The sequence below is a fragment of the Pseudovibrio sp. Ad13 genome (assembly GCF_001623225.1).
GTDB lineage: Bacteria > Pseudomonadota > Alphaproteobacteria > Rhizobiales > Stappiaceae > Pseudovibrio.
Genome location: NZ_LMCC01000004.1, coordinates 210,993 through 224,286 on the forward strand (window position 1 = coordinate 210,993; position 13,294 = coordinate 224,286).

The 13,294-nt window shown below is 51.0% G+C and carries 14 protein-coding genes; 10 read left to right on the forward strand and 4 right to left on the reverse strand.

The features are described from left to right. Window positions 1-783: a tetratricopeptide repeat protein gene (locus PsAD13_RS05745; RefSeq protein WP_057464155.1), complete on the reverse strand. Its 783-nt coding sequence runs from the start codon at window positions 781-783 to the stop codon at window positions 1-3. Window positions 784-995: 212 nt separating this feature from the next. On the opposite strand from PsAD13_RS05745, the gene PsAD13_RS05750 reads away from it, so the two are divergent. The 10 genes from PsAD13_RS05750 to PsAD13_RS05795 all read left to right on the forward strand — a co-directional run bounded on the left by PsAD13_RS05750 (window position 996) and on the right by PsAD13_RS05795 (window position 9,957). Then, entirely contained in the window at window positions 996-2,378 is a 1,383-nt protein-coding gene (locus PsAD13_RS05750) for a leucyl aminopeptidase family protein (RefSeq protein WP_063305624.1), read from the forward strand. A gap of 111 nt (window positions 2,379-2,489) precedes the next feature. Then, window positions 2,490-2,840, forward strand: a complete 351-nt coding sequence (locus tag PsAD13_RS05755) for a MarR family transcriptional regulator (RefSeq protein ID WP_063286786.1) — start codon at window positions 2,490-2,492, stop codon at window positions 2,838-2,840. Window positions 2,841-2,901: 61 nt separating this feature from the next. Next, a complete protein-coding gene (locus tag PsAD13_RS05760) occupies window positions 2,902-3,771 on the forward strand; it encodes an NlpC/P60 family protein (protein WP_063305569.1) in 870 nt (289 codons plus the stop codon). 140 nt (window positions 3,772-3,911) lie between these two features. Further along, entirely contained in the window at window positions 3,912-4,421 is a 510-nt protein-coding gene (locus PsAD13_RS05765) for a pilus assembly protein N-terminal domain-containing protein (RefSeq protein ID WP_208981047.1), read from the forward strand. A 13-nt stretch (window positions 4,422-4,434) separates the two neighbouring features. Continuing rightward, complete coding sequence (locus PsAD13_RS05770) at window positions 4,435-5,013, forward strand: TadE/TadG family type IV pilus assembly protein (protein ID WP_057464152.1); 579 nt, start codon at window positions 4,435-4,437, stop codon at window positions 5,011-5,013. A gap of 21 nt (window positions 5,014-5,034) precedes the next feature. Further along, entirely contained in the window at window positions 5,035-5,655 is a 621-nt protein-coding gene (locus PsAD13_RS05775; RefSeq protein ID WP_063317533.1) for a TadE/TadG family type IV pilus assembly protein, read from the forward strand. Between the two features lie 273 nt (window positions 5,656-5,928). Further along, window positions 5,929-7,350, forward strand: a complete 1,422-nt coding sequence (locus PsAD13_RS05780; protein ID WP_063317661.1) for a bifunctional enoyl-CoA hydratase/phosphate acetyltransferase — start codon at window positions 5,929-5,931, stop codon at window positions 7,348-7,350. A 25-nt stretch (window positions 7,351-7,375) separates the two neighbouring features. After that, window positions 7,376-8,557 carry an acetate kinase gene (locus PsAD13_RS05785; protein WP_063317534.1) on the forward strand — a complete coding sequence of 394 codons (1,182 nt, stop codon included), beginning with the start codon at window positions 7,376-7,378 and terminating at the stop codon, window positions 8,555-8,557. A gap of 205 nt (window positions 8,558-8,762) precedes the next feature. Then, window positions 8,763-9,233, forward strand: a complete 471-nt coding sequence (locus PsAD13_RS05790) for a dienelactone hydrolase family protein (RefSeq protein WP_063300505.1) — start codon at window positions 8,763-8,765, stop codon at window positions 9,231-9,233. A 106-nt stretch (window positions 9,234-9,339) separates the two neighbouring features. Next, complete coding sequence (locus PsAD13_RS05795; RefSeq protein WP_063317535.1) at window positions 9,340-9,957, forward strand: HAD family phosphatase; 618 nt, start codon at window positions 9,340-9,342, stop codon at window positions 9,955-9,957. Window positions 9,958-10,605: 648 nt separating this feature from the next. On the opposite strand, the gene PsAD13_RS05800 is transcribed toward PsAD13_RS05795, so the two are convergent. The 3 genes from PsAD13_RS05800 to PsAD13_RS05810 all read right to left on the reverse strand — a co-directional run bounded on the left by PsAD13_RS05800 (window position 10,606) and on the right by PsAD13_RS05810 (window position 13,120). Continuing rightward, complete coding sequence (locus PsAD13_RS05800) at window positions 10,606-11,064, reverse strand: DUF4265 domain-containing protein (protein WP_057462872.1); 459 nt, start codon at window positions 11,062-11,064, stop codon at window positions 10,606-10,608. Window positions 11,065-11,264: 200 nt separating this feature from the next. Further along, complete coding sequence (gene dapD, locus PsAD13_RS05805) at window positions 11,265-12,116, reverse strand: 2,3,4,5-tetrahydropyridine-2,6-dicarboxylate N-succinyltransferase (RefSeq protein ID WP_057462871.1); 852 nt, start codon at window positions 12,114-12,116, stop codon at window positions 11,265-11,267. Window positions 12,117-12,226: 110 nt separating this feature from the next. Then, entirely contained in the window at window positions 12,227-13,120 is an 894-nt protein-coding gene (locus PsAD13_RS05810) for a LysR substrate-binding domain-containing protein (protein WP_063286795.1), read from the reverse strand. Window positions 13,121-13,294 lie beyond the last annotated feature (174 nt).

Below are 13,294 nucleotides of genomic sequence, written 5' to 3' on the forward strand. Positions count from 1 at the left end.
TCACGCCTTGCCCAGCATGGTCTTCAAATACGCCACATTCTCGGCGGCTTGGCGTGGGTCTATATCGGATTGGGCGACGCGAACGGCTTCGTCAAACCGGCCTTGCAGTCCAAGGGTCAGAGCAAGGTTCTGGCGAACCTGACTGCCAGCTTTGCCGGTATCCAGTGCTGTTCGTAAAGTCGTCTCTGCGTTGCGCAGGTCGCCTCCCAGCAAGTAGGACATTCCCAGGTTATTCAAAACAGTTGGCTCATTTGGTGAAAGCTTCAGCGCTTGCTGGTAGGTTGAGCGTGCTTGTTTTGTGTCACCGAGTTGATCCAGAATAGCCGCCTTGGCAGAAAGCATCTTCCAGTTTGGCTGTGCTGGGTCGAACGCATTGTCAATGACATTGAGCGCTTCCTGCAACTTGCCGTTTTCAGCTAGCACTTTGCCATAGCTTGCCGCAATCGTGTTGTTATCAGCATTAGCGATGACACCACGTCGTAAAATTGCTTCTGCTTGCTGGCCCTGGCCATCAATTCTCAAAGCTGCTGCAAAGTTCAGGATCGTCCGTGGATTTTTCTGATCTTTGGCATAAGCACCGCCCCAATAGGCGAGGGCTTTTTGCATCTCTTGTGAGCCAGGTTTAAGCTGCTGGTTCTGTGAGATAGATGCCTGAGCGCGTGGTTTGTTGGTTGCGCAGCCGGAAAGTGCAAGCCCACAAACCAGCAACAGCGAGACAGCTGTTGCACTTCTTAAAATGCCAGAAGACATCTTAGTTGTGTGTGTGCGGTCAAATACGGCCATAGAACCCTCAACAACGAAGCAATTCAAATATTGTTTGAAAATCTAATACTATCCCTAATTTCTGGTTAATTTAGTGCAGGTGCACCCACTGTTGGGCGGGGGAGCAGCAAGCTGAATGTCTTGCGCAGAACCAGTAACGCCGTTAGGTTGCCACAACGCTGCCCGTATAGGACAGAACACAAATTTCAAACATCTCATCAATGGAGCTCCCGGTGCACGGACCGTTAATTTCTGCCGATAAAACAGTAAATCCAATCCCGGTCGTAGCGCTCTCTGCCAGTGAGTTAGAAGCGTATCTTGATGCCGCGGGTTCCATGGTGAAATCTTGGGCGAAAGCGCAGGAGTTTACAGCTGCTTTTGGGGAGACTCTGGCAGTTCCAAATGAAGCAGGCAATATTGCAACCGTGCTGTTTGGATATGGTGAAAGCCAGAGAGATGCTTTGGAAACAGGCGCTGCTCTTAATAAAAAGCTCCCAGCTGGCGCGTTTGAACTTGCAAAAGGCTTTGAAGATCCAGCTGGTATCGCTCTCGGGTTCTCACTCGCAGCCTACCGTTTTGATGCTTATAAGAAAGTCCCTGCATCAAAGTCTCAGCTCGTCATCAGCGAGCCGGGCATTTTGGAAGAGCTAGCACCAATTATCGCTGGTGCGCACCTGGCAAAAGATCTCATCAATACGCCCGCGAATGATATGGGTCCGGAAGAACTTGCCGCAGCAGCTTGCCAGCTATTTGAAGATCATGGCGGATCTTCAAAGGTCATCATGGGCGATGTTCTAGAGAACGAGTTCCCGCTTGTGCATGCCGTCGGCAACGGCAGTGACAGGGCACCGCGCCTGATTGATGCGACTTGGGGCAAAGAGACTGATCCGAAAATCACCTTGGTCGGCAAAGGGGTGATCTTCGACAGTGGCGGTTTGGACGTAAAGCCAGCAGCAGGCATGATCCTTATGAAAAAGGATATGGGCGGCGCGGCAAATGTTCTTGGCTTGGCAGCAATGATCATGAAAGCCGAGCTGCCAATGCGCTTGCGCGTGATTATTCCTGCCGTTGAAAATGCGATCTCGGGCCGCTCCTTCCGCCCTTCTGATATTTTCACAAGCCGTAAAGGCCTCTCTGTAGAGATCGGAAATACAGATGCTGAAGGACGCTTGGTCCTGGCGGATGCACTTGCGCTGGCTGATGAAGAAAGCCCGGAGCTGATTGTTGATATGGCAACGCTGACAGGTGCAGCCCGTGTCGCGCTGGGGCCTGATTTGCCGCCGTACTATACTGACGATGAAGACTTGGCCGAAACCATCGCTGTTCACAGTGAAGCCGTGAATGATCCTTTGTGGCGCCTGCCACTCTGGAAGCCATATAAGAAATACATCACCTCCAAAACAGCTGATCTGGCAAACATCAACACAAGCGGAGCAGGCTTTGCAGGCTCAATCACTGCAGCTTTGTTCCTTCAAAGATTCGTTGAAAACGCGGGAAGCTGGGTACATCTTGATATCTACGGTTGGACCCCAATTGAGAAAGATTTCAGAACCCATGGCGGAGAAGCCCAGGCAATTCGGGCACTTTTTGACATGTTGAAGACCCGATTTGCCTAAGCAAAGTGCAGATTGCGCTGTCAAAATTACTTAATACCTCAATCTGGTAAGGGTCCCGAAATGATTTGCAGGCTAGGTTTTAGCCTGCAATAGGGATTAGGACGATAAAATATGCCCGTAGAGATCCGCCCGTCGCAGGCGCTTAAGCTATGGCATGATGTAGTGTTGGAATTGGTGCGCGCAGCAGATCAGGATTTGACTGCTCGCCAAATGTCTATTCTTTTAACTGTATATCTTGAGCCTCCACCACATACCGTGCGCGGACTTGCGCAAAAACTAGGGGTGACCAAGCCTGCAATTACGCGTGCACTGGATACCCTTGGAACAAACAAGCTGCTTTCCAGAAAGCGTGATGAAAATGACCGCCGCAATGTCGTTGTCACACGCACAGTTGCCGGGGCGCTGTATCTGGAACAGCTTGGTGATCTGGTCTCAGAAAAAGCTCAGGACCTTTCGCGTTGATCGAAAGGCGGAACCAAGACATTATCACTCCGCTATGCCATTTTGATTGGAGGGGCCTCATATGACTGCTCAACTTGACCGCCGTTTACATCCGGTAAGACCGGATTTGGCTTCCACTGACTATCGCGGCCAGGTGCAATCTGAGCGTTTTGTGGAGGGGACCGACTACTCTGTCAAAGCAGATAAGATTGAGCTACGTGCTCAGCCAGATGTTGCATGCGGAATCGATACTGAGCTGAATTTTGGCGAAACCTTTCGTGTATTTGAGACAACGCAAGAAGGGTGGTCTTGGGGACAGTTGCAAACAGACGGATATGTCGGCTGGCTGCCGACGAACGCGCTGGAGCCTGTTGAACAAGCAACGCACAGAGTGATTGCCCTGCGCACCTATCGCTACCCGGAAGCCGAAATGAAACGCCCAGCTCTGGGGCAGGTCTCCATGGGAGCACTGGTAAGCGTTGTGGGATATGAGACCACGCGCGGGCTGGAGTTTGCACAGCTTGCCGATGGCTCGTTTATGGTCAAAAAACACTTGGTAGAGCAGACTGATAAAGCGGCCGACTGGGTGAAAGCAGCAGAAGCGATGGTTGGAACGCCATATCTTTGGGGTGGACGCTCTACTCTGGGGCTGGATTGCTCCGGCTTGATCCAACTTGCACTCCAGACCGGCGGTATAAATGCCCCACGTGACGCGGATATGCAGGAAGCCATGCTGGGCGAACAACTCGACCTCTCCAGTGGCCTGCCAGCTTTGCAGCGCGGCGACTTGATGTTCTGGAAGGGGCATGTGGGCGTTATGTCTGATTCTGAGACTTTGCTGCATGCCAACGGTTACACAATGACGGTCGCTTATGAAGGGCTTCAGGCGGCTCTTAAACGCATTGGCGAGAACGAATTTGGCCAGCTCACCTCTGTGAAGAGGCTAAGTTGAGCCGATGTTTACCCGTGCTTAACCATAAAGCGCATTATCGGAATATCTGACCCGTCAATTCGCGCAAATTAGGTTTTCGTTCACTAAAATAATCGCACAAATAACTAGTAAAATTTAACAGTTATTCGGTGGGGTTTGCCGTGTTTTGGAAGCTGCAAAAACAGGTCTCTGACCGTTCGTCAAAAATTGCCTCTGTCGCAATCTCTACTGCGATGATCGCAGGCATCTCTGCTACCTCAATCACACCCGCCTCAGCGGATGTTGAGGTGGTCGCCGACCAGGCAAAAGTCTTCCGTCTCGAAGAGCCAGCCGAAACCATCATTCTTGGAAATCCAAGCATTGCAGATGTGACAGTGCACGACCGCGTGACAATCGTAATCACGGGCAAATCCTATGGCACAACCAATCTGGTTGTCCTGAACGATGCTTCTGAGCCCGTTGTCGAAGAGCTGATCACCGTAACAGCAGAAATGGCGGGCTACGTCGCCGTCCAACGCAACAACAGCCGCTTCACCTACTCCTGCAACCCCGACTGCCACGAAGTCCTGCGTCTTGGCGACAATAAGAAAAAGATCGAGGATGTCGCCAGCACCATCAGTGTTCGTAATGAGTTGGCGCAAGACGGAACCGTGGCAGGTAACGGTCAATAGCAGGTAGGCTCTCATGCAATTCTTGTCACACAAAGAGACAGCTAAAGAATATCGGCGCACTACCCATAAGTCACTGCTGAGCTTCTTTTCAGATTTTCGTGGTGTGACGGCGATTGAATTTGCGCTTATCGCTCCGGTTCTATTTGGGATCCTATTAGCAATTATGGAACTCGGCCTCTCGATGCTGGTTGAGGTCTTATTAGATAATGCTGTTGCTGAAGCTGCGAGGCAGATCAGAACAGGTCAAGTTCACTTTGCTCAAGAGAATGGCGACTACAATAAAACTAAGTTTAAGAATGTTATTTTGGAAAATGGGACTGGCTTGCTGAAAGCGGTTGAAGACAAAATCTTCATTGATGTGGAAGCGTTTGACGACTTTGGTGACATACGTGATTACAAACCATTGGTAAAGGATGGCGCAGTTGTCATGGAACAGAAGTGGGATCCAGGGCAAGCCAGCGACGTTGTTATCGTTCAAGTTGTCTGCTCGTGGCCAATGATAAGCTCAAGAATGGTTGGAATTTTTGGTCAGGCAGAAGATGGAAGCCGAATTCTTGTTGCAACAGAAATTTTTAGAAACGAACCTTTCTAATAAATAGGGTCGGCCAAGTTCATGAATTATCGCAAAAACATCAAATGGCTCTATTCCAATAAAGATGGTGTGGCGTCAATTGAGTTTGCAATTTTATTACCGATGTTAGCATTTCTCTTTCTCGGTATGGTCGAGCTAACAACGGCTGTTTCTTATGATCGACGTGTTAGTAAAGCTGGGGCTGCAATTGCGGATCTTATCGCGCGCTCAGATGATGTCACAGATGGGATGGCTGACATCAACAGGGCTATCGATCATCAGATGGCCCCGTTTGAAGATGTCGATATTGAAATCAAAATTGGAATGGTCCTAATTAGGAATGATCGACCTCAAGTTGTTTGGAGTTGGGAGAATAGCAAAAGCGCACCGCCTTGGCCTCAAGGTAGCGAGCCTGATGGTATTTCATTTTCAAACAAGATGCTGATTAATGGGCGATATTACGTCGTCTCAACATCGCAGTTTGAATACAAGTTCCTATTAGGGGCAGCATTGAACAATTTGTATAAACTGGTGTCTAAACCAAGTGCAGATGACAGCGAGAAGTTTGTGTCAATTTCTTTAAGCGATAGCTTCATACTTCTCCCTAGAAGGGTCTCCTGTGTAGAGTATGATGACCATTGCGCAAACTGGCCGCCGTCATAATAACAACTACGTAAGATTTAGTGCTGTAATCTAAATATTGATGTGTCATAACTTCGCAGATCGCCAAAAACTGCTGTTTTGTGATCTTTACCGATAGATTTGTTAGCTCAAATGTTGAATAAGCGCCCCAAGCTTGGCGAAGAATTTAACGCACATATCGCTGAACAGTCACAGAGCTGCGATAGTATGGCTGAGACCTCCCCTCAAGAGCCCTATCGCAACACTCTTGAGCTCGGGCTGGTGCGGTATGTGGAAAATGAAAAGAGGCTATCAATGGCTACCAATCGGACCTATGACCAAATCCAGGTCGGAGATTCCGTCACTCGCTCCCGCATCTGTACAGCAAACGATCTTTACGTTTTTGCGCACGCGTCTGGCAACATCAATCCACTGCATCTGCCAAACGCGCAGTGGGAAGGCATTGAGAAGAAAGATGGCCCATCCGCACCGTTCATGTGGGGCGCTACTCTGATCTCAGCAGTCGTCGGCAACTACCTCCCAGGTCCTGGCTGCGTGTACCGCGATCAGACACTTTCCTTCCATAACAAGGTCAAAGTGGATCAGGTTCTCGACGTCACTGTAACCGTTCTGGAAAAACTGCCAGATAACATCATCCGCCTTGCAACAAGTGTGAAGGTTGACGATGGCACTCTGGTTGCTGAAGGTGAAGCTCGCGTAGAAGCGCCAACAAAATCAATTTCTTACGATGCAGAAGAGCTGCCAGGCCTGCTGATGAAGCGCCACCAGCACTTTGATCGTCTCGTTGCAACTGCTGCTCAGCTGCCAGCGATCCCGACTTCTGTTGTGTGTCCAGACGATGCAAACTCCCTTGGCGGTGCAGTCATGGCGGCTCAGGCTGGCCTGATCATCCCGATCCTGTGTGGTCCTGAAAAACGCATTCAGGCTGCTGCTGACAAAATCGGCGCAGACATCTCCGGTTACGAGTTGATCGACACACCTGATGAAGGTTCTGCGGCTGCTAAAGCTGTTGCGCTGGTTCATGAAGGCCGCGTGCGGTCCGTTATGAAGGGTCACCTTCATACAGATGACCTGCTGCGCCACGTTGTGAAGCGTGAAGGTGGTCTGCGCACCAAGCGTCGCCTGTCACATGCGTTCGTAATGGATGTTCCGGGTCGCGAAACACCGCTCATCGTCTCTGATGCTGCAATCAACATTGCACCAGACCTGATGTCAAAAGTTGATATCACTCAGAACGCAATCGACGTTGCCCGTTCTATCGGCATTGAGCCACCAAAAGTTGGCATCCTGTCCGCTCTTGAAACCGTGAACCCTGCGATCCCATCCACCATCGATGCAGCAGTGCTGTCCAAGATGGCTGAGCGTGGTCAGATCAAAGGCGGTATCGTTGACGGTCCTCTGGCGATGGATAACGCGATTGATCTTGAAGCTGCTCGCACCAAAGGCATTGAGTCCGTTGTTGCAGGTCGCGCAGAAGTACTGATCGTGCCAAATCTCGAAGCTGGCAACATGGTCGTGAAAGAGCTGACCTTCCTTGCTCATGCAGAAACAGCTGGCCTCGTAACCGGTGCATGCGTGCCAATCATCCTCACCAGCCGTGCTGACAACGATCGTGCTCGTCTCGTTTCTTGTGCTCTGGCATCCATGTACGACTACTACCTGCGCAACGGCGCTGCGTATGTTGGTGAACAGGATCTGGCAGAAGCCGCAGAGTAATTTCGGGATAGCTGAGAAAACAATAATGACAATCGAAACAATTCTTGTACTGAACGCTGGATCTTCCTCCATCAAATTCCAGCTGTTCAAAGGCGAAGAAAGCGTGCTCTCCGGTCAGATCGACGGCTTGGGTGCATCTGCCTGGGTAAAAGGCAAATCCGCTGAAGGCGCGACGATCATGGATCGTGCGCTCTCAGACGAAGAAGCACAGAACCACAACACCGCTCTGCAGGTTATCCTTGCTCTGTTGAAAGAGTTTGATCCGAACCTCGAAGTGGACGCTATTGGTCACCGTGTGGTTCACGGCTCTTCCAAATACTCTGCACCTGTGCTGGTCACTGAAGAAGTTGCTGCGGAACTTGAAACATTCAACCCGCTTGCGCCTCTGCATAACCCGCACAACCTTGCAGGTATTGCTGGGTCCAAAGCGGCATTCCCGGGCAAGCCGAACGTTGCGTGTTTCGACACCGCGTTCCACCGCACGCAGGAATTCAAGAACGAAGCCTACGCGATCCCGACCAAATACTACGACGAAGGCATTCGTCGCTATGGTATGCACGGCCAGTCCTTCCACTTCATCGCGGAAGAACTGCACAACGTGGCGCCAGAAGTCGCAGATGGCAAAGTCGTCGTCGCTCACCTCGGCAACGGCGCATCCATGTGTGCGATCGAAAATGGCAAATCTGTAACCACCACCATGGGCTTTACCCCGGTTGATGGTTTGGCAATGGGCACACGGTCCGGTCTTATCGATCCGGGTGTCATCTTCTACCTGATGGAAGAAAAAGGCATGTCCGTGAAAGAAGTCGCGAACCTGCTGAACAAGGAATCCGGCATGAAGGGTCTTTCCGGTATCTCGCAGGATATGCGTGATCTGGAAAATTCTGACAGCCCTGCTGCAAAACGCGCACTCGACTACTATGACAACCGCATCAAGCGCGAGCTGGGTGCTCTGGTTGCTGTCATGGGTGGTCTGGACGCAATCGTCTTCACCGGTGGCATCGGCGAGAATTCCTCTCAAACCCGCGCTGGTGTTTGTAAGGGCCTTGAGTTCCTCGGCGTAGAAATCGACGAAGAAGCCAACAAGGCGCGCGCGAAGGAAGCAATCACAATTTCCAAAGCATCTTCCAAGGTTAAGGTCATGGCGATCCCAACCAACGAAGAAGCCATGATCGCTCGTCAGACCCGCGCGATTTGCGAGTCGTAATCGACCTAAAAGTGGTGTTGATCACAGCGTTTAAGCCGCACTTTTCTTAAAGGAGAAGTGCGGCTTCTTTTTTGTTTGCCTATACGTACAAGAGCAGACGGGATAGTTGCACAAACATATTTGCATAGGTTGAATTATCAAAATAAGTTATATATTGAGGCGTGCATCTCTATTATATATAGCTTCAATAAACACTGGCATTCCTATGATCATCGCTGCAACTACATTAGCGCTACCAGCCTCTTTACAGGCTGCTGAGCTGCGTCTGGTGGAATACCATCAAAGAAATTTAGCCTACATCATTGTACCTCGGACAGATAAGAAATTGCCTGCACTTGTGCTGTTTCATGACTGGGCAGGATTAACCGAAGAAGCGATCCTGCAGGCTGCGAAAATCGCAGAACAAGGCTATGCAGTGTTCCTTCCTGATCTGTTTGGCGGCAAGGCCCCACAGTCAAAAGAAGAAGCCCAGCCACTGGTTGAAGCGATCCTGGAAACGGACCATCAGCAAGAGCTTATGGCAAATGTCCATTCAGGTTTGCAGGTGCTGGAAAGTGTAGAAGAAGTAGAGCCAGTGGACGTCTCCATTTCTGGTCTTGGTATTGGTGAGCAAGTTGCCAGTTACATCTCAAAAAGTGATATGACGCCCGCGCTGCCAATGCTCACCTATGCATAAGTCAGTGCGTCTGGCTGATGCCATTTTGTAATCCCACGCATTGCATCCCGTATGCTGAGGCAATACTACTGGGCCAACTCAATCTTTACATCTGAAGGAGGGGCTCATGTCCTCACCGGTCACTGCTGTCGTGTTTGATATTGGCAATGTCTTGATCTCTTGGGATCCGGAGAACCTGTATAAGGACCTGATCCCTGACGCATCAGAGCGCCAGTTCTTCCTTGATGAAGTATGCCCCTACGACTGGAATCTGGAGCAAGACAGAGGGCGCCCTTGGGGAGATGCCATTGCCGAACGGCTTGCCAAATTTCCGCAGTACGAAGAGTGGATCAAAGCCTATTACGAGCGCTGGGAAGAAATGCTGGCTGGTGCGATTGAGGCCAATGTCTCGCTCCTGAAAGAACTCAAGGATAAGGGCATCTCTTTGTACGCCATCACCAACTTCTCTACTGAGAAGTTCGAGGACGCCAAACGCCTGTTCCCATTCCTTGCGGACAGCTTCATCGATACCGTGATCTCTGGTGATGAGAAGCTTCTGAAGCCGGATGCTGCCATCTACAACGTGCTGCTGGAAAGAAACCAGCTTGAAGCCTCCAATCTTGTCTTCATCGACGATACACTCAAAAACGTTGAAGCAGCTCAGGGCGTCGGTATGAAAGCGCTCCACTTCTCCGAAGCAAACAAACTCCGCTCAGACCTGAAGCAGCTTGGCCTGCCACTTTAAGATCAATGATGTCTTCTCGGGCGAAGCGTAGCGGAGACCCGGGATCCAGAGCTCCTTGCTTAGACATTAGCGAATGTCGCGCCAGATACCGCATCATATGCGGGATGACGGCGGCGGACTGAGATAAAGAACAACTGACTTTCGCCTACAAAACTTATCCCCCTCCCCAAAATCCTGCTTATTCTTAGTCCGGTACCCACGCATTCGGGCAGGAGTGGACCGTCCATTCCGCGGCGTGGGTGGGGTTGGGCTGCTGGTACGAGGTAACGTATCGTGTCAGGAGGTCCGGTGAAGCGCCATACCCTATTGAGACCACAGTGGTAGTAGGGAGTTTGGGGTCGTTCCGGAGGGCGTCCGGTTATGACAGATAGTTCCTATCTGTCACCGGCAGGAAACTGCCAATGGTACGGAAACGTGCCAGTGACACGGGAACGTGTCATTCACGTCTGTCCGAGAGGGAGCCCGCGTGTTCATGATAAAAGGCCCGGGCGAGGCGAACAGCCAATGCCGAAGAAACATATCTAACAAGTAGCGCAGGCAAAGCCTGTTCGCCTTGCTCCACCCGTTAAACGGGATCCTCAAACACAAACACCGCCGGGGTGATCCAGCGGTGATATTCGTGCTTGTCAGTTTGAGCAGGCTGAAATGCTAGACCTTATGCCCGCAGTGGCCTTCTTCAAAAGCCCAAATGCCAAGGCCTTCGCCTTCTTCAAGAATGGAATAGGCGACGTGGATGTCGACATTTGCCGGAATATCTACGCTGAACAGCGGTGGGTCAGCGTCAATGTCCTCGCATGTACAGCCAAGCTTTTCCAGCTTAGACCATTGCTTGGAGAATTCTTCCGGCTGTGTCGTCTCTTCCACCATGATCCGGTAGGTGGAATGGCCCGATGCCTTATCGACCCTGTCAAAAACAAGCTGCCCTTTTTGCCGGTTGGCAAGCAGCTCGTCACCATTGGCAACGCCGCAAGCAAAGAAGGGTGTGTTTTCAAGCTTATAGCGATTGCCACCGAGCGAGCGTACCCACACAGTTTCACTCTCTATGCCGTGCCAGTCATGTGGATCCAGCTGGAAGACAAGTTTGTGCAGATTGCTGTTCTTATTCATGGGGCCTCACAAATTCTAAGCGCAATATACTCATGCGTTCCAGCGAAGCAACAAGCATCTTGAGGTAATGTGTTCATAGCCTAACAGAGCCGGTTTTTAGGTTAAAAGGTGCGTTTAAACACGTGGAACCCGCACCGGTTAGTCAAGAAAAAAGCCGAAGCAATCGCCCCGGCTTTAATCGATCAGATCTGATCTAAAACTTAGTCGCGCAGAAGATCGTTCACAGAGGTCTTGGCACGGGTCTGTGCATCAACACGCTTCACGATAACCGCACAGCCCAGGTTTGGACCTGGAGTGCCGTCTGGAAGCGGTTTGCCTGGCATGGAACCTGGAACAACAACGGAGTACGCAGGAACTTCACCGTAGAAGATTTCACCGGTCGTGCGGTCGACGATTTTGGTCGTTGCGGAGATGAACACGCCCATGGAAAGCACGGCACCTTCACGAACAACAACGCCTTCAACAACCTCAGAACGAGCACCGATGAAGCAGTTGTCTTCAATGATAACCGGACCAGCCTGAAGTGGCTCAAGAACACCGCCAATGCCAACGCCGCCGGAAAGGTGAACGTTTTTACCGATCTGAGCACAGGAACCAACAGTCACCCATGTGTCAACCATTGTGCCTTCGTCAACGAATGCACCAAGGTTTACGAAGGAAGGCATCAAAACAGCGGATTTGCCGATGAATGCACTACGACGAACAATGGAACCTGGAACAGCGCGGAAGCCAGCTTCTTCAAAGTCGATCGCGCCCCAGCCGTCAAACTTGGAAGGAACTTTATCCCACCAGGGAGCCTCGTCCGGACCGCCTTTGATGATCTGCATTGGGTTCAGGCGGAAAGAAAGCAGAACAGCTTTCTTGGCCCACTGATTAACAACCCAGTCGCCAGAGGATTTTTCCGCAACGCGCAGCTTGCCGTGATCCATAAGGTTCAGTGCGGTGTTTACTGCATCACGCACGTCACCTGTGGTGTCAGTGCTGATGTTGTCACGGTCATCAAATGCAGCGTTGATGGTGGCCTCAAGGGCAGCAAGATCAATCTGGCTCATTGGCGGCAGACTCTCATAATTAATGGGTTTCGAATTAGAGCTACCGAGGGGTACGCAAGCCCCAACCAGAAGTCAATACTCTCAGACTTCCGGTTGTCTCATGTATCAATTTAGGTTGCTTCATGTGCCTTGAATGGTTGCTGGGATTGTTCCATCAGCCATTTGTGGAAGGAAGATACCGGACGGGTCAAAGGACGGTTCGCATTACGTACAAACCAATAGCCACTTTCCAGAGAAAGGCGCGGCCAGTCCGGAACCACCAGATGACCTGCAGCCACTTCCTGTTCAACAAAGCGGGTATCAATCGCAATCGCACCCATGCCTGCAACAGCGGCCTGAATAGCCATGTTCCGGCTTTCAAACATCGCACCAGAGGTCTGATCCGGATGAGGCAGGCCAGTGCCATTCAACCAACGCGGCCAGTCTTCACGTCTGGAGGAGGTATGCAGCAATTTCAGCTTATCAAGCAGCTTGATGTCAGGGTTCGGGTCGCCGTTACTCAACTGAGGAGCAAACGCAACAACCAGATCTTCCTGCCAGAGTTGATGCCGCTCAACATGCGGCCAGGCCCCATCCCCTAATCGGATTGCGCAATCATAGGACTCTCGGTCAAGGTCCACGACGCGCATACTTGTCGAGATCAGCAGCTCAATATCCGGATGCTTATCCTGAAAGTCCGGCAACCGCGGAATAAGCCAGCGTGTTGCAACTGTAGAAAGGGTAGAAATGCGCAACTCAGTCCGGCTTCTGCGCCGGAACGCTTCAACAGCGTGCTCGATTTGGTCAAACGAATTGCCAAGATTGGAGGACAGGCGCTGCCCTTCTTCAGTCAGGGCAAGTCCGCGGCCATCACGAATAACCAGCGCGGCGCCAAGCTCATTTTCCAATGATCGGAGCAGGTGCGTCAGGGCTGATGGTGTAACGCCAAGATCCTCTGCGGCACGAGCTGCTCGGCCGTGTTTGGCCAACAGTGAAAATGCGTGTAGCGCGCGCAGTGAAACCATGACGAATGCCCTTCCTTATGAGTTCTTGAATTAATCTCAATAAAGGGAAAAAGGGCATTCGTCTAGACGATCGTGATATTTTTTCTCTTTGCGCCTTATTATGCGCAAAAATTGCAATTTTTGGTCGAAACTGCCCCTACAGGAGTTTGAGATGCGAAACCGGGGCACCTTCGT

Coding starts and splice junctions, on each gene's coding strand:
- PsAD13_RS05745 (WP_057464155.1), bottom strand. CDS start 783: ATGGCCGTATTTGACCGCACACACACAACTAAGATGTCTTCTGGCATT.
- PsAD13_RS05755 (WP_063286786.1), top strand. CDS start 2,490: ATGCCCGTAGAGATCCGCCCGTCGCAGGCGCTTAAGCTATGGCATGAT.
- PsAD13_RS05760 (WP_063305569.1), top strand. CDS start 2,902: ATGACTGCTCAACTTGACCGCCGTTTACATCCGGTAAGACCGGATTTG.
- PsAD13_RS05770 (WP_057464152.1), top strand. CDS start 4,435: ATGCAATTCTTGTCACACAAAGAGACAGCTAAAGAATATCGGCGCACT.
- PsAD13_RS05775 (WP_063317533.1), top strand. CDS start 5,035: ATGAATTATCGCAAAAACATCAAATGGCTCTATTCCAATAAAGATGGT.
- PsAD13_RS05780 (WP_063317661.1), top strand. CDS start 5,929: ATGGCTACCAATCGGACCTATGACCAAATCCAGGTCGGAGATTCCGTC.
- PsAD13_RS05785 (WP_063317534.1), top strand. CDS start 7,376: ATGACAATCGAAACAATTCTTGTACTGAACGCTGGATCTTCCTCCATC.
- PsAD13_RS05790 (WP_063300505.1), top strand. CDS start 8,763: ATGATCATCGCTGCAACTACATTAGCGCTACCAGCCTCTTTACAGGCT.
- PsAD13_RS05795 (WP_063317535.1), top strand. CDS start 9,340: ATGTCCTCACCGGTCACTGCTGTCGTGTTTGATATTGGCAATGTCTTG.
- PsAD13_RS05800 (WP_057462872.1), bottom strand. CDS start 11,064: ATGAATAAGAACAGCAATCTGCACAAACTTGTCTTCCAGCTGGATCCA.
- dapD (WP_057462871.1), bottom strand. CDS start 12,116: ATGAGCCAGATTGATCTTGCTGCCCTTGAGGCCACCATCAACGCTGCA.
- PsAD13_RS05810 (WP_063286795.1), bottom strand. CDS start 13,120: ATGGTTTCACTGCGCGCGCTACACGCATTTTCACTGTTGGCCAAACAC.